Genomic DNA, 25,027 nt, shown 5'->3' on the forward strand with positions numbered 1-25,027 from the left:
AAAGTTAAGCGTCCCTCCGCCGGTAATTGATGCGGCCATCTGCCGCTGTTTAGTGATAAACAACAGGCCTTTCACCGATTTCCGCACCGTTAGATCCCCGTGGTCTCTAGGCGGTTACGATTTTGAATGGCGCTCCGGAAACAATCAAGGCGTTGAGTCAATGAGTATGGCGATGGAGGCGCAGGAGTTTGTTACTCTGCTGCCCCGGCTGCAAATGGCGGTGGCGCCCAGGCGCCGAACATCAAATACGGAAGCAAGCGGATATTATCGAATGGTACGCAATGTCATTTTGCATATCGGTATGCACAAGACGGGCACGACGTCCCTGCAGAATTCACTGCAGGATTATGACGACGGTGACATCTTTTACGCGCCACTGGGCGATCCCAATCATTCTGAAGCGCTGTTCACGGCGTTTTCTTCAGACCCATCGGACTACCATATCTGGCGGGACCGGGGTTATTCGCCCGCCCAGATTGAGGAGCAGCGTACTTTATATCTCTCGAAGCTGAATACGGCATTGCTGCGCGCCAATCGCTCCACCGTCGTATTTTCTGGAGAAGACGCCGGCGTCCTGGACGCCGAGGGAAAGAAACAGCTGATCGATTATCTGCAGTCCAATGGCCGTAGTGTTCGGGTGATTTGCTACGTTCGGGATCCGCGATCTTTTGCGGCATCGTTTTTCCAGCAGGCGCTGAAGGGCGGCTTGGCTGAAGTTCCCAAAATCAATCCTAATTATCGGCTTCGCCTGGAAACCCTGAAACATCTTTTACCCGAAAGCCAATTGACCGTGAGGAGGTTCGATCGAGAATCGCTAATCGGCGGCAATATCATCTCCGATTTTGCCGCTCTGACGGGTTTGCAAACCGAGCTTCTGGTCGATTTGAAAGACAATAGCTCGTTGCCCTTTTCTGCGATGAAAATGCTCTTTATTTTTAATCGAGGAGCTATGCTTTCGTCGGGGGACGACACGCTGTATCGCGCCCGAATTATGTTTATTGGCGCCCTGCGGACGGCCTTTGCCGATCAGAGTGGTCCGCCCCTATCACTATTTGACGACTGTGCAATTTATGCCGGCTGTGCCTACCTGGCCAAGCATTTTGGCATCGCTTTCGAGGATGAAGCAGCGAGCAGAGGCGAATCGGGCGACGTCGAAAGTGCCGAGCAGAAACTACTGGATATTGAAGATTGGGAAGTCGAGGTACTAAATCAGGCGCTGGGCGAGCTGGGTTTGACCGGTGATTTTCCGACGGTGGGAGACAAACTCAACCGTTTATTTCTGCACTACGTGTATCGATCCCATGAGTCTTTAGCTCCCAGGGAGACCGCAGATACAGGTCTGGATGAAGAGCCAGACACGTCCGCTTTATCCGGGGAGTAGCCAACATCGGCGGGGCAGAGGCATTGCGTCTGCGGTTCCTTCATACACTGGCGGGGGACGCAGCAGGAGCGAGCACCAAGTCAACTATTGGGTTGTGGTCGTAACGCCGACACTCGGCCGAGTGGCGCGTGATGGAAGACGCTAGCAACCGAAATTACGCGGCTGTCGCTTCATCCTCAACGACGCTTTCGTCCTCAGTTTCAATCGCCGCGAGTTTCGCTTCTGCTGCTTCGAGCTGACGCTTCAGGTCGGCATTCTCACGCTTGCTTTCGTTGAGCGTCTTTTGCAGGGTATCCGCTGCTTTGGTTTTTTCCGCCAGCTTCTTCTTGCTGGCGTCTAGGTTCTTTTTCATACGCTCGGGGTCGAGGCGGGTGAGGGTCTTGTTCTCCTCGCGGACCGCGGCCAAATCCTTCTGCAGAGTCTTGACACGCTTTTTTATCTCGGCGATTTCGGTCTGTAGATTCTCAGAGCGGTTATGCAGTTCGCGGTTCCGCTGCTCGATTTTCTGAGTGCCGGTAGCCTTTTCGGAGAGCTCCGTGATGGTCTCAAGCTGTTTGTTAACAGTGGCCCGGAGCTCGGCCTCGGTTGACGTCAGCGCCTTGACTTCCGCGTTCCTGGCTTCGATCTCGGCCGTTTTGGCGTCGAGCTGTTCCTGATATTCTGCGCGAAGCTCGGCTTCAAGCTCCATGATCTTTTCTAGTCGGTTGGCTGTGAGCATAATTTCCTTGGCTGTGTTCCTGTCTGGTGTTCGGGCGAGCGATTGAAACCGACGGCTCCTAAGCGATCATCTGCCTGGTTGGCAGTGGGGCGGAACAGTGGTCCATTAAACGGGGTCACAAAGGCCGCCCGTGCTGCAGCGCCTCGGTCCTACTATCATCAATAACAAAGTTTCGCCTGCCGGACTCGTGCGTGTAATGGAGCGATTTGCAGGCGGCGGAAGAATGCCCGAACAAGCGCATAATTGCAAGGAATATGCGTCATCCTCTTGCGGTTGGCCGTTATGTCTGAATGTCGACCCCAAACCAAGCCGATCGGAAGCCAACCTGGGCCCCGGGCCGGTACGTTAAGCGATTAATCCGGGTGTTTCGAACAAACTGAGGGCCACTACCGACCCTGTTGCTACCAACGGAAATGCGACAAGTACACTGCGCGTGTTCTGGATCGCCCCGCGCGCAACAAAATCGGGCATCTGGACCTCGTTGTCAGATGAATTTGACTTCGGCTTCAATCTCTACCGGAATATCCATGGGGAGTTCTGCCATGCCTACCGCGGAGCGGGAGTGTTCGCCAATGACGGGGCCAAACAGCTCGATAATCAGTTCACTGAACGCGTTGATCACCTGCGGTTGCTGAGAAAACCCCGGCGCCGAGTTGACCATGCCAAAAACCCGGGTCCAGGCCGTTATTCGATCGAGTGAACCCAGCGCGTCTTTTAGGCTGCTCAGCATCGATAGGGTGGTCAATTGGCTGGCCTGAATGCCTTGCTCCAGCGTGAGCACGCTGCCTACTTTGCCCAGGGGTTGAGCGAGGGTGCCATCGGCATTCAAGGGGCCATGACCCGATAAGTAAGCAGTATTGTCAAACATACGCACGCTCGGGCATATGAGCTTCACCCCAGGCGGCAATTTCAGTGGGCCGGGAAGCTTCAGATTCATTTCAAGAAGCTTTTCGGCAATCAAATCGTTCTCTTGGTTTTGATTCGTCATGGTGTGGTTTACCTATCTGAAACTGCAGGATTGGAACTTCGGTCGTATTCTCCGCGGTGGCCTTGCGGCGTGATTAATGAGTTGCACCGGCAGAACTACTTTTGTCTCGTCCCGAGCGGACTATCTGCCACAGTCCTTTCGTCATTACCGGCAAGACGAAGACGGCTAAAAAGACATAGGTTAATGTTCCGTATCCATCAGCAATAATACGGACAATGCCAAAGTTTGCTGCCAATACGATGGACAGGGTCAAGACGCTGATCGCGACAATGGGCCGCCAAACAGCGGCAACCGCTGATCGCTGATCCAGATTAAATGCTCCGCTAAGGCGCTCATTGAGCGCGTGAACCAGGGCGGTGCCTGTTTCAATAAACGTTCCCAGTATTATCAGCTCGAATAGGTAGCGAAAATACGTCGCATCAAGTTTGGCGAGCATAAAGGTCAACGGAAGCGGTTCTGACAGTATTCTCGGATAATATCCCACCATGATGATGAAAAATAAGATCGCCGGGACCATGGCTATCAAACCCGCAAGCAGACCGGAAGAGACGGCTTCACGACGGGTAGAGCAGTGCCTCAGGCTAAAGAGCACCGCGGGTATCGCTGCAATATTAACGCCTGAGTAGGCAATGCCTCCCCGGTACCAATCATCGCTGATGGTCGATTGGGAAAAGCCCTGCGTGATGAGATCCCCAAAACTCGCCAGACTGACGACGAACAGGGTGATATAGGCGGTGTACAAAATAACGGTCCAGAATGAGAAGACCTTCACGATCAGCGAGGTGCCGTAAAAGGTCAGTAGTCCGATCAGAACGGCCAACAGGACCGTACCGAGATGATCGGGAACATCCAGGCGTGCCGATAGCATGACATCAGCGGCAGAGCACAGAACGGCCAGCGTCATGACCATAATCAGCAAGAAAGGTATTTCAAACAGGAACCAGCCACGTCCCAGTAAATGGCGGAAAAAACTCCGATAATCATAGCTGCGGGTTATTCGTGAGAATTCGAAACAGGTGGCCAGCACCACACTCCATATCGACATGGCCAACAACATGCCCAACAGCCCGCCAACAGGGCCCTTGGAAACAAAGAATTCCACAATTTCTCTGCCCGTTGCGTAGCCCCCGCCGACAACAACGGACTGGAATATAAAACCCGGCAGGAGGTAACGCTGAAAGAAGGTCGCAGACATAACGTGCTCTTGTGTAGAGAAGCTATCTGAATCGCGCGGGTGACAATAACTCTAAATCAACGCCAATACCCGCCGCCATCGCCTCCGCCTCGTCATTCAGGGCGATTCTGGCAGCAAGCTTTGACAGGGCGGGCGCGGTTTCTATCCCCGAGCCACCCTGCCCAACGCACCAAAAAAAGTGTTTATCCTCCGGATCGGGACCAATAACCGGCAGCCTGTCCGGTGCAAACGTTCTCAGCCCAGCCCAGGAGTGATTGATTTTTTTTATCTCCAGATGAGTGTTTTGTTCAATCGTGTAAGCCGCCGTGGCAATGTCAATTTCTTCCGGCTGGGCATCACACGGCGGCGATGGGGTTTCATCGGAGAGCGATCCCGCCAGCTGGCCCGCATCGGGCATGTAGTAATAGCTGCCATTAAAATCTCCGAGCGGCGGCCAGGAGGTAATATCGTAATCTTGCGGAGCATCGAAGGTAATCATCGTGCGCCGCCTCGGATCAAGGCCCATTGGCGCAACCCCTGCCAGCTCTGCAATACGATCCCCCCAGGCTCCAGCCGCATTGATAAGCGTTGACGCACTGAACGGTCCCTTGCTTGTTGTTATCACCCATTGGTTAGCTGATTTTTCAAGAGCGAGTACTGCCGCCTTTTTAGCGATTACTCCGCCTCTGGCCGTTATTCCTTTGACATAGCTTTGCATGAGTTGGTCGACGTCGATTCGCATCGCATTGGGCTCAAACAAACCGCAAAAAACAGCGTCAGCATGCTGTCGTGCAACCGGGACTCGTTTGGCAATGTCATCGCCGTCAATAACCTGGCACTCAACACCCAGATCATTCATTCTCTGGCAGGCGGCCTCGATATTTTGTTTATCCTTTGACCCGCCGACAAACAGGCATCCGCAGGTCTTTACTAAGGGCGTCTGGGCAAAGAGATTGGGAGGGTCAATAAAAAAACGCTTACTCTCCACCGCCAGACTCAGTAGCGTTGGCTCGAGCATCAATTCGGAGTAGATCGCGGCTGACCGACCCGTGGTGTGATACCCGGGTGCGTCTTCCTGCTCCAACACCAATAGACGCGATGATGCGCTTAGTTCATAGCCGAGTGAGAGGCCGGCAATCCCGCCACCCACTATGACAAAGTCGTAGTTTTTCAAGCGGCCTGACCTCCGTAAAGAATTCCAAATTACCTGCTGAACTAATGGTGTTGGTAAACGCCGGCAAGTAACGTGCAGGCAAGCGATGATCCTACACGGATTCTGTGTTCGATACCGTCTGACTAGGCACTTACCCGACGCGTAATGTATGGGGTTGTTCAAACGCTGGTTTTTTTAACTGGCGTTCAAGGGATTCTGCGCATTTCAAAGCGACAATTCGCACCGTATGATGGTGATCGACCGTCGCGGCAGCTTTACCGCCGATAAATGGGAATTATCCTTACGTATTTTTGTGCTGGAATAACTTATGAAATTACCCCAACGCTTCGCTCACAGACCTGTGGTCATCACCTTGCTTACGGGCCTGTTGTCCCTTGCCGGCTGCGGGCGTGAGGATTCTTCCGAATCCGTCGCGGTCGAGGCCGCTGATCTTGTGTTGCTCAACGGGTTTGTCTACACCGTTGACACAGAGAATTCCACCGCGGAAGCCGTGGCCATTGATGAGGGCAGGATCGTGTTTGTCGGAAGCAATGATGGCGCTTCGGCTTTTATCGGTGAGGGCACGGAGCAGCGTGATCTGGGCGGGCAGATGGTGTTGCCGGGGCTGCATGACATGCACATACATGCCCTTGCAGTGGTCGCGCCGGAACGCTGCGAACTGCAATCAAAGCCACTTTCGCTGGAGGCTATGGTTCCGGTGCTCGAGGCATGCATTGATCGCTTTGAGATCGCTCCCGGCGACTGGCTGGTCGCCGGTCAGTGGTCCTTTTCCGCAGGTAACCAGCCTGGCGCTGACTTACCGACCATTCGCGCCGCTCTCGATGCGGTTTCCCGGGATCACCCGATTATTATTTATGGCGATGACGGTCACCACGCAGCGGCGAATAGTGCGGCACTGGCGCGCGCTGCCATTCCCGGTGGTGAAACGGTACCCATTAGCGCAGAGTCGTTAGCAACTACTTATGCGGGCTACGCACCCTACATAGAGGTCGATGCCACTGGAGAACCCGCGGGTGGTATCCACGAATCCGCACGGGGCTTGCTGCGCCCCATCTGGGTCGACGTTCTTGGGCTCGAAGGTGATCTCGCGGAGCGGTTACAGGAAATTGGGCCGATTCTGGCCGCTCGCGGTATTACAACGATTCAGGACCCTTTGGTGTACGCCAATATGTTGGAGGCCTATGCGCACTATGAGGCCAGCGGCACTATGCCATTTCGCGTACGGGCTGCCATGATGACCCCGAGCGCTGCCACGCTTGAAAATATCGCGCCACATATCGCGGAACTCGCCGAGGTGAGAAAGCGCTACGCAGATAGCGACTATATTCATGCCGATGGGGTGAAACTGTTCGCCGATGCGGTACTCGAGGGGAACCCGCTGATCAACCCACCATCAAACCCTGTTGCGGCGGTACTCGACAAATTTAAGCAGCCCATTTTTTCCGGTAGCTTAGAAGACGATACCTTTGAACTGACCGGGTATGTCGATCAGGAGAGTGCTGAGTGTGCGGTCGTACAGCAATCGCCGGAGGCCTACAAGAGCGCTGAGGCGGCGGGCCGGTTCTTCGATAAGTTCGGTTTCTACCCAAAGCAGTGCATCCCCAATAGCGGTGTTCTCGAGCACAGCGAAGATTTTATTCGTCAATACATCAGCGCGGCTACCGAGGCGGGCTTCCATGTTCATGTGCACGCCCTGTCCGATAAGGCGGTAAGAATTGCCGTCGATGAACTAGCGAGCGTTAAGCCCATCGCTGACCGCTTCGGTGTTTCGCAGAGTCTTGCTCATCTGCAGTTGGTACATCCCCAGGAACAGCAGCGTATCGGTGAGCTCGGTCTCGCGACCGTATTTACCTTTAATTGGACGGGACCTTTTTTCCCCTATGAAGTTTCTGTAAGACCCTTTATCGACGAGCTCGATGGTCTGGAAGATATGTACAGGCCCGATGGGTATTACATCGAAAACCTGTATACGGCACGAACACTGCAGGATAATGGTGCATTGATTGTTCATGGCAGTGATGCACCCGTGGGTGGCAGAGATCCTGTGCCGTTTATCAATCTGATGTACTCGCTTTATCGCAGCGATGGCGACGTGGTACTCAATGCCGATGAGCGACTTGATATTGAAAGCGCTATCGAGGCGTTCACCATCAATGGGGCCAAGCTGTTCGGTCATGACGATGAGCTGGGTAGCATAGAGGTCGGTAAGATCGCCGATATTATTGCCATCGATCAGAATTTACTCGCGCTCGCGCAAAGTGATGACATTGAACGGATTGCTGATACGCAGGTATTGCTGACTGTGTTTGATGGTCGGATCGTTTACGAGCGCTCAGCGAATGATCAGTGATGCTGGAATCATTAAGTATTTTTTACTATCCGCCGTTGCTCCGTGCTTTGTCCAAAATTTCTTTGACTACACTCGTGTTTAAACGAGCGGCCGTCACTTAACCAAGAATCCATCGATAGGAAAAATAATGACATCTGAATTGAAAAACTCACCTTTTTACAACTTACAATTGGCAGTCAACCCCGATATCGAATGGAGCCCCTGGGCCGGCTGTAAAACGCCGGTCGCAATCCATGAACTCGACGACGAGTTACGTGCGGTGCGTAATGGCACGATTGTTTTCGATATGTCACCGGTGGTTAAGTATCAGGTCACAGGCACTGACGCTCAGGTTTTTCTAGACAAGATTTCTACACGTTCGATGGCGATTAAGCCAGGTCGGGTTACATATACCTGCTGGACTAATGCGCAAGGCATGTTAGTGGACGATGGCACGGTGTTTCGTTTCTCTGAAACCGAGTTCAGAATGTTGCCGAATTCGCGAGACGATGACTATTACGCTCAGCAAGCGGAAGGCCTCGATGTAGAGGTAACAGACGTTTCTCATAACAGTGCAGCCCTGACCGTACAGGGCAAAACAGCGGCGACGGTGTTAACCCGGATGGGCATCAAAAATCTCGTGGATATGAAGCCCTTTGATTTTGCCACATTCGATTCTCCCGCTGGGGAGCTCATGATATCGCGCACCGGTTTTTTTGGGGATTTGGGCTATGAGTTGTGGTTCAGCCTTGATCAGGTAGAAGCGGTGTGGGACGCCGTGCTGGCTGCGGGAGCGTTGCCTGTCGGTATTGTCACCTTGTGCAATGCGCGATTGGAGGCAGGCCATATTATTCCAGATAATGAGTTTGAACTGGAACCGGCCAAATATGATGGCAGTGAACCCGATTCCTTTAACAGGACACCGTTTGATCTCGGTCTGGGCTTTGTCATTAATCTGGATAAGGGCGACTTTGTTGGTCGCGATGCGCTGATAGCGGAAAAGGAGCGAGGTTCGACATGGCAGCTGGTTGCTTTGGAGCTTGACTGCGACCACGGCGCTGCGCAACGAGATGTTGTCGCTGTCAATGGTGTTGAGGTGGGTTTTGTGACATCCGGTCTGTTTTCTGTGAACCTGGGGAAAAGTATTGCATTGGCCACCGTTAAATCCGGCAGCACCAGCCCTGGTGGCAGTGCATCGGTTGTTGTCAACGGGGTTAAGGTGGATGCCGTAGTGGTTGATACGCCATTTTATAAGTCACCGCGTAAAGCGCAGACACCAGCCCCGATGCTATAAATCGGTTCCAACCCGTTAACTGGTCGCTATGAAAAGTGTGCGGACCTCTAAGGTCAGTCCGGCGCGGCCCAGACCAGTGCGACGAGCTTGCTGCCGGGATCCAGGGGCGGCTCCTCGTCCTGAGTACAGACACGCAGTTTCTGCCCCTCGCCGAGGGCGAAAAGCGGGATCAATCGGTTGCCCGTAGTCTGCTTCCAGTTGTCCAGGTCAAAGGATTCGGTGAGATTGATTACCTTAAGCTCTGCGCCCTGGGCAAGGAGGCTGGCAAACTTCTCATAAGACAGGTCCTCGCTGAACATACGCGGTACCTGGTAATCCTCTGACAGGCGCTCGCGCTCGCTCGCGTCCCGGTCCTCGCCGGTTCGCAGGCTGAATACCCGGTTAGGGCCGAACTCGCTCCGGAACTTCATGCAGGCCAGCGTATTCCAGCGGGAGCGCCGGGACACGGCGAAGAGCCAGCCGATGCCGACCCGCTCCAGGTACTGGTCTGCATGCGAGGAGACCGGGTCGCCGAAGTAAGTCTCGAGGCCGACCATGCGCGCCGCACGGACCTCCTCATAGGAGGTATCGGCGAGCTTGATCCGAAAGCCCTGACGCTGGAGCACATCACCGATGGCCCGCGCCACGCGGTTGGCACCGACGATGAGCATGCCATTGGGCTCTTCTTCGGCTAGGCCCAGGGCGCGGGTAACGGGGCGGGCAGTAATGCTCTGCAGGACCACCGTGGCGATGATTACGAGGAAGGTGTAGGGCACCAGGTCAACCGCGTCAGCATAGCCGGCATCGGCCAGGCGCAGCGCAAAAAGGCTGGACACAGCGGCGGCGACGATTCCCCGGGGCGCTACCCAGGCCAGCAGCGCCCGCTGCTGCCAGCTGTAGCCTGCGCCCAGAGTGCAGGCCCAGACCATCACCGGCCGCGCGAGTAGCACTACCAGCAGTACGGCCGCGCCCGACCAGCCGGTGGCGAGGATGTCCATGGGGTCGACTCGGGCGCCGAGAACGACAAACAGCACGGAGATCACCAGGATCGACAGGCTCTCCTTAAAGCTCAGAATTTCGCTGACGTCGACGTCCTTCATGTTGCCCAGTAACACGCCCATTACCGTGACCGCCAGCAGACCGGACTCGTGAGCCGTGTAATCGCTGGCGGCAAAGACGAGCACCACCCAGGCCAGGGTGACCACGTTGGCCAGATATTCGGGCACCCAGTGCCGGCGCAGCGCAAAGCCGAGGCTGAAGGCCCCGGCAATGCCGACTCCAAGACCCGCGGCAATGCTTTTGCCAAAGACCATGAAGCCCTGGCTGCCAGTAACGAGGTACTGAAAGACAAGCACCGCGAGCAGCGCGCCCACCGGATCGATGAGAATACCCTCCCAGCGCAGCACCTGGCTGACATCGGCGCGGGCGCGCATGGTGCGCAGCAGCGGATTGATTACCGTCGGTCCGGTCACCACCATGAGCGCGGCGAAGAGCAGGGCCAGGTAAGGCGTAAATCCAGCCAACAGAACACAGCCACCGGCGATGAGCAGCCAGTTCAGCAGCGCACCCCAGCTCACCAGGTTGGTCACTGTGCGGCCGTGGCCGCGCAGGTCGCGGAAGCGCAGCGTGAGCCCACCCTCGAAAAGGACCAGCGCGACCCCCAGGGAAATGAACGGGAACAGCAGATCGCCGAACTGCTCGTCCGGACGCAGGAGTCCGGTCACGGGGCCGGCGACGATGCCCAGGATGAGCAGGGCGAGGATGGAGGGCGTTCTCAGCCGCCAGGACAGCCACTGTGCCCCTACGCCGAGGACCAGCACGGCGGCGAGAATATACAGTAGTTGGTTTTCCATGGAGCGTCCCCGGAGCAGTAGGCCGCCCTCAGGGCGACGTCAGTCGTGGTCGCTACAGTACATCCTCCAGAGGGCGTTGACGACTGGATCGCCAGATGTCGTTCCCTACGGCGCACCCATAAAGCGGGGTAGGCTCTTTGGCTCTACTACCGATTCAGCATTAGCCATCGAGATATCGGAGACGTCCTTACGGAGCGGGGCATTACTGCCAAACAATAAAAAAGGGCTGTATCGCGAAAACCCTTTGCTATAGAAAAAAATGGCTCCCTCGGCCCGCAAGCACAGCGCGCAGTCGTTCGAGGGCTCGCAGCGGTGTCGCTCGAATTCACCGTTCCTCCAGCCCTCGCGGTACGCTCGGTCGTTCGAACGGCGTCGAGCGCTGCTCGCAAAAACCCCGGCTCGTCGCTCCCGCACATCCGTGTGCTCCGCGAAGCGCCACCGTCTCCGGCTCGTCGCTCTCGCACATCCGTGTGCCCCGCGACGCGCCACCGTCCTGTCTCGACGCTCTCGCACATCCGTGTGCTCCGCGACGCGCCACCGTTCTGTCTCGTAGCTCTCGCACATCCGTGTGCTCCGCGACGCGCCACCGTCCTGTCTCGTCGCTCTCGCACATCCGTGTGCTCCGCGACGCGCCACCGTCCTGGTGGCGACCCCGCCCGTTTCGAGCTGTCGTGCCCGGTCGGGCTTACGGGCTGATTATGGGTGAACTCACTTCAGTATTCTTGCTGGCGAGCGACAGTGATTGATCGGAGATCGACGCGTTGCTTCTGCCTCGCGTCAGCCACTGGTAGGTATTTGACCCCAGCATCAGCAGGCAGGGCGTCAGAACCAGGGTCAGGACGGTGGCGAAAGTCAGTCCGCCAGCGATGGCGCTGGCCAACCCCTTCCACCACTGGGTCGATGGCGCGCCGAATGAGAGCTCGCGTCCGGCCAGATCCGCGTTAAGCCCGATTACCATGGGCATCACCCCGAGAATGGTGGTGAGCGCTGTCAATAGCACCGGCCGCCGCCGCTGCAGTGCGGTTTGCAGGATAGCTGTCTGGGGATCAATGCCTTGAGCACGGTGCCGGTTGTAGGTATCGATCAGCACGATGTTATTGTTGACGACGATGCCAGCGAGGGCAATAACGCCGATGCCTCCCATCACCACACCGAAAGGGTTTCCGGTTACCAGCAATCCGAGCAACACCCCGGCAGTCGAGAAGACGATGGCACTGAGCACCACGAACGCCTGGTAGAAGCTGTTGAATTGGGCGACGAGTGCCGCCAGCATCAGGACAATGGCCACAGCGAACGCACCCAGAAGAAAGCCGATTGATTCCTGCAAGTCCTTGTCCTCTCCTTTGAACCTGACCAAAACGCCTTCGGGTATTTCGGTAGTATCGAGTTGGGCACTGAGCAGCCGGGTCTGTGTGTCCGGGAGAAGCCCGGTATCAACATTGGCCTTCACCGCCATAATGCGTTGCCCGTTGACTCGGTTAATCGCCCCTGTTGGCTGGGACGCCTCGAAGTCCACAAAATTCTTCACAGGAACCTGGCCGTTTTCTGTAGGAACGTGCAGGGATTGCAGCCGCTCTATCGTGCGTTCCCTGAAAGGAAAACGAATGCGAATGTCTACCGAATCATCGACGTCTTCCGGTCGGTACTCCCCGAGCAAAATTCCGTTGGTGGTCAGTTGCACCGCTTCTCCGAGAAGTGCGATATCTGCGCCGACCCGGGCGGCCTGCTCACGGTCCACCCGCAGCCGCCATTCGACCCCTTCCAGCGGGCGGCTATCCTCCACATCAACGAAGCCGCCAACATGGTTCATGGCCAGACGAATTTCTTCGATGGCGGATGCGAGCCGACGCGGGTTTGGCGAACTGACTTCGACCTCGATTGGCTTGCCGGCCGTGGGGCCCGAGGCCGCCTCCTGCACCTGAAGCACGATACCGGGCAGGTCGGCAGTACGCTTACGAACTTCGGCGATGATTGCTTTCGCCGGTCGCCGTTGGTCCCACTCGGTAAAAATGAGTTGCAACGTGCCGATGACATCTTCTGCGCGATTCTGGACGACACCACCTTTGCCGTAGGTTCGCGTGTACAGGCTCTTGACCCCGGGAAGTCCGATCAGCCGTTGTTCGACTTCGCGCACGATCGCGTCACGCTCATACACCGATAAGTTGCCACGGGCCCGGACTTGTACCTGAGCGGTTTCAGGTTCTACTTCTGGGAAGAACTCCAGTCCATTACCGAGACTGCCGTAAGCGATGTAGGTGCCGATCAGGAACGCCATGGCGCCCATCAGGGTTTTTCCTGGGTGAAGCAACAATCGCTTGAGGACACGATAGTAGCGATCGTCCTCGTTCACTACCTCGAGATCATCGTCTTCGAGATCATTGCCAACAGGAGGTTCAGATGTGCTCTTGCCGCTCAATCGGGATGTCAATAAGCCGCCCAGAACCGGCACGAACACCAGCGCCATAAATAAGGATGCGCCCAACGTCACGATGACGGTGGCCGGCAGGTATTTCATGAATTCGCCGACAATTCCCGGCCAGAACAGCAGGGGTACGAATACCGCCAATGTCGTCGCGGTTGAGGCGATGATCGGCCATGCCATGCGCTTGGCAGCACCGGCGTAAGCCGTTTTTCCATCCATGCCGCGGCTCAGTCGTCGGTCTGCAAGCTCAACGGTGATAATTGCTCCGTCGACGAGCATGCCGACGACGAGAATGAGGCTGAACAAGACGACGATGTTCAGGGTATAACCCAGCGCAGAGATCGCCAGAATGCCGGCGAGAAACGAACCGGGAATCGCCACTCCCACAAGGAGTGCCGGCCGCGGTCCGAGGGCTATAATAGCGACCACCATCACCAGGAAAATAGCGCTGATGACATTGTTCTGCAGGTCGCCGAGCATATCGCGGGTCTGCTTGGATTTGTCCTGTAAGTAGTCGGCTTGCAGATCACCTTCCCAATCGGTGAGGTGTTGCCCGATGATCTGGCGGGCCTCTTCTACGGTCTCGATAATGTTGGCACCCACGCGCTTTTTGACCTCGAGTGCGATCGCGGGCTCGCCGTTGACTCGGGCGAAGCCGTTCGGATCCTTGAAGGTTCGGTAAATACTGCCTACATCGCCGAACGTCACCACCTGTTCCCCGTCGACCTTCAGTGGCAGGCGCTGGACATCGCTATAGCTTTCTATGACCCCGGGTACCTGAACGCTGATGTTGCCAGCCTCAGATTCGACAGCGCCCGCAGCAACCAGTCGATTATTGCGACGCACTCGGGTAAGGACCTCGTCAAAGGACAGATCGTAGGCCTGAAGACGATGGGGGTCGACGATGATATCGACCACGGATTCACGATCTCCCGCAATATCGACCTCCAACACCGAACTGATGCCCTCAAGGGCATCGCGGAGGGTGCGGGCGCGTGCCAACAGCTCGCGCTCGGGCAGCGACCCGGAGAGCGCGACGGTGAGTACTGGGAACAGGGCGGGATTGATCTCCTGTACACGCGGCTCTTCGGTTTCTGAGGGGAGTTCACTCTTTGCCACATCGACTTTTTCCCGGACATCGCGCAACGCCTCGTCGGGGTCGAAGCCGGCATCAAATTCCAACGTCAGCGATGCATGACCCTGGCTGCCCACCGAGCGGATTTCCTCCAGTCCCGGTATCGCCCGCAACTCCTGCTCCATCGGGCGCAGCAGTAAACGCTCCGCATCTTTTGGCGATATGCCCTCATGCACTAACGAGACATAGATCGTCGGAATGGTCACATCCGGTTCTGCCTCTTTCGGGATAGAGGTATACGCCTGTGCGCCCGCAAGAAGGATGGCCAGCAAAGCGAGTATAACGAGGCGAGTGCGTGAGAAGGCGGCATTGATCAAGGTGTACATGCGCGTTAACCCCGAGTGCCGGATTGCGCCGCAATGGACTGGATTTCACCTGTTGTTAGCGTCTGGGCGCGAACCCGCTCGCCAACGCCGACAAAGCCGGCGCCGCGCACAATAAGACGCACGTTGTCAGGTAAACCGGTAACCCAGGCAGCTTCGGGGGAGGTCTGAACAATATCGATGGCATGGAACACGACATCGCCGCCGCTATTGACTGCCTTGACACCCAGCTCCCCTTGCGCGCTCAGCGTTAGCAAGGCGGGGGAGATCCGATGTGCAGTCACCGTACCGGTGACAATGCGCATGTCGGCACTGATTCCCGCGGCCATACCCTCCGGGTTGGACATCTGTACCTCCACCCGGAACGTGCGTGTCGCCGCTTTGCTGCGCGGTGCCACCTCCACTACCTGCCCGGTGCGCACCTCGCCGGAGCGCAGCGCAATGGTCGCCGTTTGGCCCACGGCCAGCGCATTAACGGCGTCCTGGGGGAAATGGGCGACAACGCTTAAGGGATTATTGTCAACGAGGGTGAGCGCTGGATCGCCAATACCGAGATAGTCCCCGGCGTCAACGTGCACACGGTCGACAATGCCTTCCCAGGGTGCGAGCAACTCCGTGTAGTCGATGTCCTTCCGAATGCGTACAAGCAGTGCCTGAGCCTGTTCGAGTGCCGCCCGCGATTGCTCGAGCTGCACGGCAGCCTGATAACCCCGCGTCGACAATCGCTCTGCAGCTTCAAGCTCGACCTTGCGTTGCGCCACCAATGCCTTTGCTTCACGTAGTTTTGCATCCCGATCGCCGGGTGACAGGCGCAGCAGCAGATCCCCACGAGCGACCTTTTGGCCTGAAGTGACCAGCACTTCGGTGATTTCCCCCGCCGTTTGCGCTTTTATTTCCGCGGCTCTGTTGGGTTGCGTATCTGCCTGTGCGGAGAACACTCGCTCGATCTGTTCGGCGCCACGTGCGACGACCGCGACCGAGAACAGGCTGTCCTCTTGCTCCGCCGGTTCGAGGATTGTGTTCGTATCATCGCTGCCCGACGGTACTCCGGAGGCCATCCACGCGCCGACCGACACGACCAGTAGGCCCGCGAGGGTCCAGCGTCGGTGTCGGGGATCGACCAGCCAGTCTCTAACACTAGCTTTTTGCATGGTCTTCGGCTCCGTTTTCATAACTACCTACAATGCCTTCAGTGGCTTTATGTATTCGCTGGTAAAAAGCGTCGAGGTCGGCGAGGCGTGCTTTGGCGCCTTTCCAACTGTCGGGTAGATCAGCGTGGGCGTGGGCTATTCCGGCACTGGCATCCCTGGCCCGGGCGACGATTCCCCGGAGCAAAGCGGGGAAGGGGTCCGCGGTTAGTTGAAAATAATCCTTACGATCACCCCGCCGGCTGACTCGCTCGAGGAGACCCAGTTGCTCCAGAAGACGGGTGTTGGTGCTGACGCTGCCTCGACTGACCTCCAGTTTTACCGCCAGTTCGCCGAGTGCGCAGGGGCCTCCATAGAGTATAAAGAAGCCAAATAATCGGCCGGCAATCCGAGGCAGTCCATCAGCCCTGGCGACCCGGCCCATATGCTCAATGAATTCGTTGGCCTGCTCGGGCGCGCTGTCGTCGGGCATCGAGTCGTTCATGCAGGGTGTCCTGGGATGTAGCAAGGAAAGGAAGGAGTACAAATAGTTTGTTCAGTTTAAACTAAACAAAATGAATTTGCAGCCGCGAAACGTCGCCGATCGGTCGCATTTCTATGCTCGGCTGCAGACTGCTGCGGGTTTGCGGCTTATCGACAGGCTTTGCTCTTCTCGCCCAGCGCTGCGCCGGAAATAAAAAAAGGGCAACCTTTCGGTTACCCCTTTTTGTATTTGGCTTCTCCAGCCCTCGCGAGACGCTCGGTCGCTCGACGCCGTCTGAGCGGTGCTCGCCGAAACCCCGTCCTCGCCCAACTGGGCTCTTCTCGCCCAGCGCTGCGCCGGAAATAAAAAAGGGGCAACCTTTCGGTTACCCCTTTTTGTATTTGGCTCCTCCGGCTCTCGCGAGACGCTCGGTCGCTCGGACGGCGTCGAGCGGTGCTCGCCGAAACCCCGTCCTCGCCCAGCTGGGCTCTTCTCGCCCAGCGCTGCGCCGGAAATAAAAAAGGGGCAACCTTTCGGTTACCCCCTTTTTGTATTTGGCTCCTCCGGCTCTCGCGAGACGCTCGGTCGCTCGGACGGCGTCGAGCGGTGCTCGCCGAAACCCCGTCCTCGCCCAGCTGGGCTCTTCTCGCCCAGCGCTGCGCCGGAAATAAAAAAGGGGCAACCTTTCGGTTACCCCCTTTTTGTATTTGGCTCCGCCTGCTGGGCTCGAACCAGCGACCCATTGATTAACAGTCAATTGCTCTACCAACTGAGCTAAGGCGGAAAGATGCTCGCTTTCACGAGGTCGCGAATGATATAGAAAACCCACTTTGCCCGTCAACTATCTTTCGTCCGGATAGATGGGTATCGAAGCCGCTGATGCCCAAGGCGGTTTAGGGGAAGCTGAATGGAAACGGCACTTTCTTGCCCTGCGCCCGGACGATAACGGTCGCGTAGAAAGCCATGGTCTGCAAACAAGGTCGCCATCAAGTGGTTTGAGTGGAAGCGTGTGCTCCGATGGAGCGGTCCTAACATTGGTGTAATTAGTAGCTTACTTTCCCCCACCCTGATAGCTTGGCGTGCGTCGGTTCCCCTGTGGGAGGGAATGTGCAGGCGGCCGATTTTGTTCCGCCGCCCAAAACCGCAATACTTCACTGCTAGCGTTTTTTCTGGACAATCATGTCGCGTCAATTTGAGGTCAAATCGAACTACCAACCGGCGGGGGATCAGCCGTTCGCTATCCAGAAACTGGTAGATGGCATCAACTCGGGATTGGCCGAGCAGGTTTTGTTGGGTGTAACCGGCTCGGGAAAGACCTTCACTATGGCCAACGTAGTACAGCAGCTCCAGCGTCCGACGATTGTTATGGCGCACAACAAGACCTTGGCGGCCCAGCTCTACGGTGAGTTCAAGGAGTTTTTCCCCAACAATGCCGTCGAGTACTTCGTCTCTTATTACGATTATTACCAGCCGGAAGCCTACGTCCCGTCCTCGGACACGTTCATCGAGAAAGATGCGCAGGTCAACGACCACATCGAACAGATGCGGCTCTCGGCGACCAAGGCCCTGATTGAACGAGAAGACTGTCTGGTGGTTTCAACCGTCTCCTCGATCTACGGCCTCGGCGATCCCGAATCTTATTTCAAGATGGTTATGCATCTGTCCCGGGGCGAAATCATTGATCAGCGCGGTATTCTGCGCCAGTTGGCGGAGCTCCAGTACACCCGGAACGATATCGACTTCAAGCGAGGCACTTACCGCGTCAGGGGTGATGTCATCGACGTCTTCCCAGCGGATTCAGATGAGCTGGCTATCCGTATCGAGCTGTTTGATGAGGAAATTGAGAACCTCACCACCTTTGATCCTCTCACCGGCGTGATCGTGGAGAAGCTTCCGAGGATTACCATATTCCCCAAAACCCATTACGTCGCATCCAGAGACACGATGCTGGGCGCTATCGACCTGATTGAGGAAGAGTTGGAGGGGCGGGTCAAACAGCTCAAGGAAGCGGACAAGCTGCTTGAAGCTCAGCGGATCCAGCAACGCACGCGTTACGATATCGAGATGATCCGTGAGTTGGGTTATTGCCAGGGTATCGAGAACTACTCGCGCTATCTGTCAGGGCGTGCTCCGGGCGAGCCGCCGCCGACGTTGTTTGAGTATTTGCCCGACAATGCCTTGATAATGGTCGATGAATCTCACGTGACCGTGCCGCAAATCGGCGGCATGTACAAGGGCGACCGTTCGCGCAAGGAAACACTGGTGGAGTACGGATTCCGCCTACCTTCGGCACTGGATAATCGTCCGCTTCGGTTTGAGGAGTGGGAGGCGCTGCGCCCTCAGGCCATTTATGTGTCAGCGACTCCCGGGGCCTATGAAACCGAGCGTTCGGGTCAAACGGTAGAGCAGGTGGTGCGGCCAACCGGGCTTGTCGACCCGGAGGTGGAGGTCCGTCCCGCCCGCACCCAGGTCGATGACCTGCTGGGTGAGATACATACTACGGTGGCGGCGGGCAGCCGCGTATTGGTGACCACGTTGACCAAGCGCATGGCCGAGGACCTCACCGAGTATTTGAGCGAGCACGATATCCGGGTGCGCTACCTTCACTCAGACATCGACACCGTTGAACGCGTCGAAATTATCCAGGATTTACGACTGGGAAAATTTGACGTTCTGGTCGGTATTAACCTGCTTCGGGAAGGACTCGATATGCCCGAGGTGTCGCTGGTCGCCATCCTCGATGCCGATAAAGAGGGCTTTTTGCGCTCCGACCGATCGCTGATCCAGACGATAGGGCGCGCCGCACGGCACATCGATGGCAGAGCTATTCTTTACGGTGATCGTATGACCGGCTCAATGGAGCGCGCCATCGCCGAGACCGAGCGGCGGCGCGTCAAACAGGTGGAGTTCAATACTGAGCATGGCATCACGCCCAAGGGTATCGAAAAGAGCGTTCAGGATATTCTCGAGGGCGCGAGACGAATGCCGACCAAACCGCGCAGCGCACGCGACCGGAAGGTGGCGGAAGAGCGTGCCGCGTATACCGCTGAAGTGGTCAATCTATCCCCCAAAGCCCTGGCCCGAAAGCTGGAGTCCATGGAGGCGCAGATGCTCGAACACGCCAAAAACCTTGAGTTTGAGCAGGCGGCCCAGCTCCGCGACCAGTTGACTGAGATCAAGCAGCAGGCATTCGTGGGTTAATAGGTGCGCCCCCTGACTTGACGCTCCACCATTGTGTGACGGCCCATCAGATTTCGGCATGCGAGGGTCGTAAACGCGAGCCGGGATTCGCTGGTTTCGGGACGAATGTGCGCCCATCTGAACTCCCGGTTAACTGTACGCAGCGCCTTTGAGCCGGGCCTTGCGCCGGGTCATTGATGACCGTTGCGTGAACACCGTCACGATTTCCGAGCAATCCGGGATAAATGTCCGCCACAATGACGATGTTGGATGAACAAATCATGCGGGTGGTTTAGACTAGTGTCCAATTAAGGTGCCAATAATCTTTTCAGGGGAACCACTCATGGCGAAACTAAGCAAACGTCCAATCAGGACAGGAGCGGCTTTGGCGGCAACGCTGGTACTTGTGGGCTGCGGAGCGAATCCCATCAGTGATGAAGATCGTTGTGCGCTGCTATTTGGCGCACTGGGTACCGGGGCAGGAGTGGCATCAGGTGGAGCCAGTGTTATCGGTGGTGCGCTCGTCGGCGGTGGTCTTGGCTATCTCGCCTGTTATCCCGATCGTGGACCCGAGCTCCCGGAAGAGCCTGCAGTCCCAACGGCACCCATGATGGTTCAAGAGACACCGGAGCCGCCAGGGGATGAAGACGGTGACGGCGTGACCGACGATCGGGATAAGTGCCCCGGAACACCCGCAGGTCAGGCCGTTGATGACAATGGCTGCGCACTGATTGTGTTCTCCGGCGACGTACTGCGGTTCGCGTTTGACAGCGCTGAGCTGCCCGCTGACGCGGCTTCGGTGCTCGCCGATGCTGTTGAATTTGTGGATGCGATGGGCGGCAAGAAATTGATAGTCTCCGGTCATGCCGATTCTTCGGGTCCTGACGCCTATAATCAGTCGCTCTCCCAGCGACGCGCGGATGCCGTGAAAGCGTTCTTGGTTGAATCCGGCATTCCGGAGCGCCAGCTCGAAGCCGTTGGTTATGGTGAAACCATGCCGGTAGCCGACAACGCCACGGCGTCGGGTCGCGCGCAAAACCGCCGTGTCGAGATCAATGCTGCCCAGTAAGTAGCGGCGATCGCGGGTTTAGGCGCAAGCCTTAAGTTCGACAAAAAAACAGATGGTTTTGTATCGGGGCCAGTGAAGCGATTCACAGGCCCCGAGTGCATTTTAAAATTAGCAATAGACGACGAAACAGCAAGCGGCCCTTCGTAACGGCCGCCACTGAAAAGGATTGAACATGCCTGTTATAACCTTGCCCGATGGTTCCGAGCGCCGCTTCGATCGGCCCGTATCTGTTCACGAGGTGGCCGCTGATATCGGTCCCGGTCTTGCAAAGGCGGCCCTGGCGGGTGTGGTGGACGGTGAACCCCGGGATACCAGCCATGTTATCGCTGACGACGCGGCGCTCAGTATTGTGACCGAGCGCGACGAGGCAGGGGTCGAAATTCTGCGGCACTCCACTGCGCACCTGCTCGCCCAGGCGACGCAGCAGCTGTTTCCCGATACGCAGGTCACCATTGGCCCCACGGTAGAGGACGGCTTTTACTACGATTTTGCAACCGAGCATCGATTTACCCCTGAAGACCTCGAGAAAATCGAGGCGCGTATGGCGGAGATTGTGGCGCAGGACTTGCCCGTTGAGCGGGTGGTTTGCAGCCGGGAAGAGGCCGCCAAACTGTTTGCCGAGATGGGGGAGCATTTCAAGGTGCAGATCGTTGAGGATTTGCCTGAGGGCGAAGAAATTTCGCTCTATCGCCAGGGGGAATGGGTCGATCTATGCCGTGGCCCCCATGTGCCGTCCACCGGCAAGATCAAAGCCTTCAAGCTGACCAAGGTGGCGGGCGCCTACTGGCGAGGCGACGCCAGCAATGAGCAGTTACAGCGTGTATACGGTACGGCGTGGGCGAACAAGAAGGCGCTGAAGGCTTACCTGAATCGAATTGCCGAGGCGGAGAAGCGCGACCATCGCAAGATCGCCAAGAAACTCGGCCTGTTTCATCTGCAGGAGGAAGCGCCAGGCATGGTGTTCTGGCACCCTGCGGGGTGGGTGATCTATCAGACCATCGAGCGGTATATGCGCGAGCAACAGTTGGCCTATGGGTATGAGGAAATCAAGACGCCCCAGCTCGTCGATTACAGCTTGTGGCAACGATCCGGCCACGCGGATAAATTTGCTGATGGCATGTTCATGCTAAAAAGCGATGAGCGGGATTTCGCGGTCAAGCCAATGAACTGCCCCTGCCATATTCAGGTGTTCAATCAGGGTTTGAAATCCTACCGGGATTTACCTCTGCGTTTGGCTGAGTTTGGCAGTTGTCATCGAAATGAGCCCTCGGGCTCCCTGCACGGCATTATGCGGGTGCGTGGCTTTGTACAGGACGACGCCCATATTTTCTGTACCGAGGATCAGATTCAGGGCGAAGTCGGCGATTTTATCGACATGTTGCACGACGTTTATGCAGATTTTGGTTTCAGCGAGGTGATTTATCGCCTGTCGACGCGACCCGAACAACGGGTCGGAAGCGATGCCGACTGGGATCGTGCCGAAGCCGCCCTCGCCAAGGCATTGGATGCCAAATCGCTGCCCTGGGAGGAGTTGCCGGGAGAGGGCGCGTTTTATGGCCCCAAAATCGAGTTTTCCCTGAAAGATTGCATCGGGCGGGTCTGGCAGTTGGGCACCATACAGGTCGATTTCTCCATGCCGGGACGCCTCGACGCTCAGTATGTGGCCGAGGATGGTAGCCGCAAGGTGCCGGTCATGTTGCACCGTGCGGTGCTCGGATCATTCGAGCGTTTTATCGGGATTTTGATCGAACACTTCGAGGGTGAGTTTCCCACCTGGCTGTCGCCACAGCAGGCGGTAATCGTGAATATTACGGATAAGCACGCCGATTATGCGCTTTCTGTGCAAGAAACCTTGAAAAACAACGGCTTCCGGGCTGTCTGCGACTTGAGAAACGAGAAGATCGGCTTTAAAATCCGCGAGCTTGAAATGAAGAAGACTCCCTACATCATCGTCGTCGGTGATCAGGAGGTAGAGTCTGCAACGGTTTCAGTTCGCGCCCGCCACGGCAGGGACCTCGGTTCCATGGATCTTGACTCGCTGGTGACTACGCTCACGGATGACGTTGGGCGTCGCGGACGATTGATGGGAGAAGATAAGCATTAAGAAAGACAGCAAGAGCAAAAAGGCTCTAACTAACGACCAGATAACAGCAGACCCTGTGCGCCTGGTCGGCGCAGAGGGCGAGCAAGTCGGTATTGTGTCCAATGCAGAAGCGCAGGCTCAGGCCGAAGCCGCGGGTATGGACCTGGTCATGATGGCCGACAGCACACCGCCCGTGTGCAAGATCATGGATTACGGAAAGCACGTCTTTGAAGCTAAAAAGCAGAAGGCGGCGCAGCGCAAGAAAGCCAAGCGCATCCAGGTCAAAGAAATGAAATTTCGTCCAGGGACGGATGAAGGTGACTACCAGGTAAAACTACGCAACCTGGTACGTTTCCTCGAGAACGGCGATAAGGCCAAGGTTACGCTCCGCTACCGCGGACGTGAAATGGCCCACCAGGAGATCGGTATGGAACTACTCAAACGAGTAGAGAACGATCTCAGTGAACTGGGAAGTGTCGAGCAGTTTCCGAAGATGGAAGGTCGACAACTGACCATGGTGATCGCACCCAAGAAACGAGGTTAGTGGCCCGTGAATGCCCTAGCTCTCGCTAATGCAACGCCCATTAAGGGCCCGAATGCGGAGTAACATCATGCCAAAAGCAAAAATTCACAGCGGAGCCGCCAAGCGGTTCAAAAAAACAGCCGGTGGTTACAAGCGCAAGAGCGCTTACAAGAGCCACATCCTGACCAAAATGACGACAAAGCGTAAGCGTCAGCTGCGCGGTACGTCCATGGTTGATCAATCAGACAAAGTGCTGATCGATCGCATGCTGCGCACCAAGTAATCGTTGTCACTTAGGATTAGGAGAAAGCAATGTCTCGTGTAAAACGTGGAGTGACTGCTCACAGGCGTCACAAGAAGATACTTAAGCAAGCCAAAGGTTATTACGGTGCGCGGTCGCGTATTTTTCGTGTGGCCAAGCAGGCGGTTACCAAGGCTGGGCAATACGCCTACCGCGATCGTCGCCAGCGCAAGCGCCAGTTTCGTGCGCTTTGGATCACCCGGATCAATGCTCAATCGCGCGCTAACGGTTTGACCTACAGCCGCTTGATCAACGGGCTGAAGAAAGCGGAAATCGCGCTCGACCGTCGCGTACTGGCGGATCTTGCCGTTCACGATAAGCCGGCTTTTGCGGCCGTAGTAGAACGCGCCCGCGCCGCCCTCGCCGCCTAACCGGCACCCGCTAGACGGGTCCGTGAGTAAAGCAAAGGGAAGGGGCAGTGCCCCTTCCCTTTTTTGTTGGCAGTCATACGGAAGTCAGCCATGGAATCTCTCGAAACACTTAATCGCGCAGCAGTTGCTGCGATCAATGAGGCAGAGAACGTCGCTACCCTCGAGCAGTTGCGGGTCGAGTATCTCGGTAAAAAGGGCGCGCTGACGGCGTTACTGAAGGGACTTGGCAAACTGTCCGCTGAAGAGCGTCCGAAGGCGGGCGCTGAGATCAATACGGTCAAACAGCAGCTGCAGAGCCAAATCGAGGAACGCAAGCAAGCGCTGGCCGCCGGCGCCCTGAAGGCACGATTGGATGCCGAGCGTATCGATGTCACGCTGCCGGGCCGCCGTAGCGAGACGGGGGGGTTGCACCCCATCAGCCGGACCATCGAGCGTATGGAAGGATTTTTTGGGGGCATTGGTTTCGATGTGGTGGAAGGCCCCGAAATCGAAGATGACTACCATAACTTTGAGGCGCTCAATATTCCTGCGCACCACCCCGCACGGGCGATGCACGACACCTTCTACGTGGACGACACCCATGTGCTGCGCACGCACACTTCCCCGGTTCAGGTGCGGGTGATGGAGCAGCGCGAACCGCCCTTGCGCATCATTTGTCCGGGGCGCGTTTATCGCTGCGATTCGGATCTGACCCATTCCCCGATGTTTCACCAGGTCGAGGGCTTGTTAATCGATGAGGAATCCAGTTTCGGCGATTTGAAGGGTCTGATTGAAGACTTCCTGCATGTGTTCTTTGAGCGCGACGATCTGGAAGTCCGCTTTCGTCCCAGTTACTTCCCGTTCACGGAGCCTTCGGCCGAGGTCGATATTCAGTGCGTTAAGTGCAGTGGGCAGGGTTGTCGAATCTGTAGCGGCACCGGCTGGTTGGAAGTGATGGGGTGCGGCATGGTCAATCCTAAAGTGTTCCAGTTCTCCGGCATTGATACCGAACGTTTCACCGGTTTTGCCTTCGGTATGGGGGTGGAGCGTCTCGCCATGCTGCGCTATGGCATTGGCGATTTGCGTTTGAATTTTGAGAATGACCTGCGCTTCCTGCGTCAGTTCGCTTAAGGAGCGGAA

General features: G+C 56.7%; 18 protein-coding genes and 1 tRNA gene. 10 read left to right on the forward strand and 9 right to left on the reverse strand.

The window, feature by feature from the left end; all coding sequences use genetic code 11:
• Positions 1 to 160: 160 nt before the first annotated feature.
• Complete coding sequence (locus tag NOR51B_RS09350; RefSeq protein ID WP_009020128.1) at positions 161 to 1,381, forward strand: sulfotransferase family protein; 1,221 nt, start codon at positions 161 to 163, stop codon at positions 1,379 to 1,381.
• A 154-nt stretch (positions 1,382 to 1,535) separates the two neighbouring features.
• Here NOR51B_RS09350 and NOR51B_RS09355 read toward each other — a convergent pair whose 3' ends face one another.
• The 4 genes from NOR51B_RS09355 to NOR51B_RS09370 form a co-directional block, all read right to left on the reverse strand.
• A complete protein-coding gene (locus NOR51B_RS09355) occupies positions 1,536 to 2,069 on the reverse strand; it encodes a hypothetical protein (protein ID WP_230198439.1) in 534 nt (177 codons plus the stop codon).
• A gap of 514 nt (positions 2,070 to 2,583) precedes the next feature.
• Positions 2,584 to 3,087, reverse strand: a complete 504-nt coding sequence (locus tag NOR51B_RS09360) for a RidA family protein (RefSeq protein WP_009019746.1) — start codon at positions 3,085 to 3,087, stop codon at positions 2,584 to 2,586.
• A gap of 73 nt (positions 3,088 to 3,160) precedes the next feature.
• Positions 3,161 to 4,282 (reverse strand): YkvI family membrane protein, encoded by a 1,122-nt coding sequence (locus tag NOR51B_RS09365; RefSeq protein WP_009019734.1) that lies wholly within the window; start codon positions 4,280 to 4,282, stop codon positions 3,161 to 3,163.
• 22 nt (positions 4,283 to 4,304) lie between these two features.
• Positions 4,305 to 5,435 carry an NAD(P)/FAD-dependent oxidoreductase gene (locus NOR51B_RS09370; protein WP_009019542.1) on the reverse strand — a complete coding sequence of 377 codons (1,131 nt, stop codon included), beginning with the start codon at positions 5,433 to 5,435 and terminating at the stop codon, positions 4,305 to 4,307.
• Positions 5,436 to 5,742: 307 nt separating this feature from the next.
• Between NOR51B_RS09370 and NOR51B_RS09375 the strand changes: the two genes are divergently transcribed.
• A complete protein-coding gene (locus NOR51B_RS09375; RefSeq protein ID WP_154647653.1) occupies positions 5,743 to 7,785 on the forward strand; it encodes an amidohydrolase in 2,043 nt (680 codons plus the stop codon).
• Between the two features lie 127 nt (positions 7,786 to 7,912).
• Positions 7,913 to 9,058, forward strand: a complete 1,146-nt coding sequence (locus NOR51B_RS09380; RefSeq protein ID WP_009020055.1) for an aminomethyltransferase family protein — start codon at positions 7,913 to 7,915, stop codon at positions 9,056 to 9,058.
• Positions 9,059 to 9,111: 53 nt separating this feature from the next.
• Here the strand turns inward: NOR51B_RS09380 and NOR51B_RS09385 are convergent, their stop codons facing one another.
• The 5 genes from NOR51B_RS09385 to NOR51B_RS09405 all read right to left on the reverse strand — a co-directional run bounded on the left by NOR51B_RS09385 (position 9,112) and on the right by NOR51B_RS09405 (position 17,165).
• Positions 9,112 to 10,890 carry a cation:proton antiporter gene (locus NOR51B_RS09385; RefSeq protein ID WP_009020784.1) on the reverse strand — a complete coding sequence of 593 codons (1,779 nt, stop codon included), beginning with the start codon at positions 10,888 to 10,890 and terminating at the stop codon, positions 9,112 to 9,114.
• Positions 10,891 to 11,575: 685 nt separating this feature from the next.
• A complete protein-coding gene (locus tag NOR51B_RS09390) occupies positions 11,576 to 14,773 on the reverse strand; it encodes an efflux RND transporter permease subunit (protein WP_009019955.1) in 3,198 nt (1,065 codons plus the stop codon).
• Positions 14,774 to 14,778: 5 nt separating this feature from the next.
• Positions 14,779 to 15,921: an efflux RND transporter periplasmic adaptor subunit gene (locus NOR51B_RS09395; RefSeq protein ID WP_050759453.1), complete on the reverse strand. Its 1,143-nt coding sequence runs from the start codon at positions 15,919 to 15,921 to the stop codon at positions 14,779 to 14,781.
• Entirely contained in the window at positions 15,908 to 16,402 is a 495-nt protein-coding gene (locus tag NOR51B_RS15000) for a GbsR/MarR family transcriptional regulator (protein WP_009020954.1), read from the reverse strand. Before NOR51B_RS15000 ends, NOR51B_RS09395 begins: the two co-directional genes overlap by 14 nt.
• 687 nt (positions 16,403 to 17,089) lie before the next feature.
• Positions 17,090 to 17,165: transfer RNA gene (locus NOR51B_RS09405), tRNA-Asn, on the reverse strand.
• A gap of 395 nt (positions 17,166 to 17,560) precedes the next feature.
• On the opposite strand from NOR51B_RS09405, the gene uvrB reads away from it, so the two are divergent.
• From uvrB to pheS, 7 genes are all read left to right on the forward strand, one after another.
• Positions 17,561 to 19,582 carry an excinuclease ABC subunit UvrB gene (gene uvrB / locus NOR51B_RS09410; protein WP_009019459.1) on the forward strand — a complete coding sequence of 674 codons (2,022 nt, stop codon included), beginning with the start codon at positions 17,561 to 17,563 and terminating at the stop codon, positions 19,580 to 19,582.
• A gap of 322 nt (positions 19,583 to 19,904) precedes the next feature.
• Positions 19,905 to 20,630, forward strand: a complete 726-nt coding sequence (locus tag NOR51B_RS09415; RefSeq protein WP_081443935.1) for an OmpA family protein — start codon at positions 19,905 to 19,907, stop codon at positions 20,628 to 20,630.
• A 172-nt stretch (positions 20,631 to 20,802) separates the two neighbouring features.
• Positions 20,803 to 22,734: a threonine--tRNA ligase gene (gene thrS, locus NOR51B_RS09420; protein WP_009019589.1), complete on the forward strand. Its 1,932-nt coding sequence runs from the start codon at positions 20,803 to 20,805 to the stop codon at positions 22,732 to 22,734.
• Entirely contained in the window at positions 22,730 to 23,257 is a 528-nt protein-coding gene (gene infC, locus NOR51B_RS09425) for a translation initiation factor IF-3 (RefSeq protein ID WP_081443936.1), read from the forward strand. Before thrS ends, infC begins: the two co-directional genes overlap by 5 nt.
• 67 nt (positions 23,258 to 23,324) lie before the next feature.
• Positions 23,325 to 23,519, forward strand: a complete 195-nt coding sequence (gene rpmI / locus NOR51B_RS09430) for a 50S ribosomal protein L35 (RefSeq protein ID WP_040481988.1) — start codon at positions 23,325 to 23,327, stop codon at positions 23,517 to 23,519.
• Between the two features lie 29 nt (positions 23,520 to 23,548).
• Positions 23,549 to 23,908, forward strand: a complete 360-nt coding sequence (rplT, locus tag NOR51B_RS09435; protein ID WP_040481989.1) for a 50S ribosomal protein L20 — start codon at positions 23,549 to 23,551, stop codon at positions 23,906 to 23,908.
• A gap of 90 nt (positions 23,909 to 23,998) precedes the next feature.
• A complete protein-coding gene (gene pheS, locus NOR51B_RS09440) occupies positions 23,999 to 25,018 on the forward strand; it encodes a phenylalanine--tRNA ligase subunit alpha (RefSeq protein ID WP_009019462.1) in 1,020 nt (339 codons plus the stop codon).
• The last annotated feature ends 9 nt before the right edge of the window (positions 25,019 to 25,027 follow it).

Origin of the sequence: Luminiphilus syltensis NOR5-1B, from assembly GCF_000158175.1 — a bacterium.
GTDB classification, from domain to species: domain Bacteria; phylum Pseudomonadota; class Gammaproteobacteria; order Pseudomonadales; family Halieaceae; genus Luminiphilus; species Luminiphilus syltensis.

Coding starts and splice junctions, on each gene's coding strand:
- NOR51B_RS09350 (WP_009020128.1), top strand. CDS start 161: ATGAGTATGGCGATGGAGGCGCAGGAGTTTGTTACTCTGCTGCCCCGG.
- NOR51B_RS09355 (WP_230198439.1), bottom strand. CDS start 2,069: ATGGAGCTTGAAGCCGAGCTTCGCGCAGAATATCAGGAACAGCTCGAC.
- NOR51B_RS09360 (WP_009019746.1), bottom strand. CDS start 3,087: ATGACGAATCAAAACCAAGAGAACGATTTGATTGCCGAAAAGCTTCTT.
- NOR51B_RS09365 (WP_009019734.1), bottom strand. CDS start 4,282: ATGTCTGCGACCTTCTTTCAGCGTTACCTCCTGCCGGGTTTTATATTC.
- NOR51B_RS09375 (WP_154647653.1), top strand. CDS start 5,743: ATGAAATTACCCCAACGCTTCGCTCACAGACCTGTGGTCATCACCTTG.
- NOR51B_RS09380 (WP_009020055.1), top strand. CDS start 7,913: ATGACATCTGAATTGAAAAACTCACCTTTTTACAACTTACAATTGGCA.
- NOR51B_RS09385 (WP_009020784.1), bottom strand. CDS start 10,890: ATGGAAAACCAACTACTGTATATTCTCGCCGCCGTGCTGGTCCTCGGC.
- NOR51B_RS09390 (WP_009019955.1), bottom strand. CDS start 14,773: ATGTACACCTTGATCAATGCCGCCTTCTCACGCACTCGCCTCGTTATA.
- NOR51B_RS09395 (WP_050759453.1), bottom strand. CDS start 15,921: ATGCAAAAAGCTAGTGTTAGAGACTGGCTGGTCGATCCCCGACACCGA.
- NOR51B_RS15000 (WP_009020954.1), bottom strand. CDS start 16,402: ATGAACGACTCGATGCCCGACGACAGCGCGCCCGAGCAGGCCAACGAA.
- uvrB (WP_009019459.1), top strand. CDS start 17,561: ATGTCGCGTCAATTTGAGGTCAAATCGAACTACCAACCGGCGGGGGAT.
- NOR51B_RS09415 (WP_081443935.1), top strand. CDS start 19,905: ATGGCGAAACTAAGCAAACGTCCAATCAGGACAGGAGCGGCTTTGGCG.
- thrS (WP_009019589.1), top strand. CDS start 20,803: ATGCCTGTTATAACCTTGCCCGATGGTTCCGAGCGCCGCTTCGATCGG.
- rpmI (WP_040481988.1), top strand. CDS start 23,325: ATGCCAAAAGCAAAAATTCACAGCGGAGCCGCCAAGCGGTTCAAAAAA.
- rplT (WP_040481989.1), top strand. CDS start 23,549: ATGTCTCGTGTAAAACGTGGAGTGACTGCTCACAGGCGTCACAAGAAG.
- pheS (WP_009019462.1), top strand. CDS start 23,999: ATGGAATCTCTCGAAACACTTAATCGCGCAGCAGTTGCTGCGATCAAT.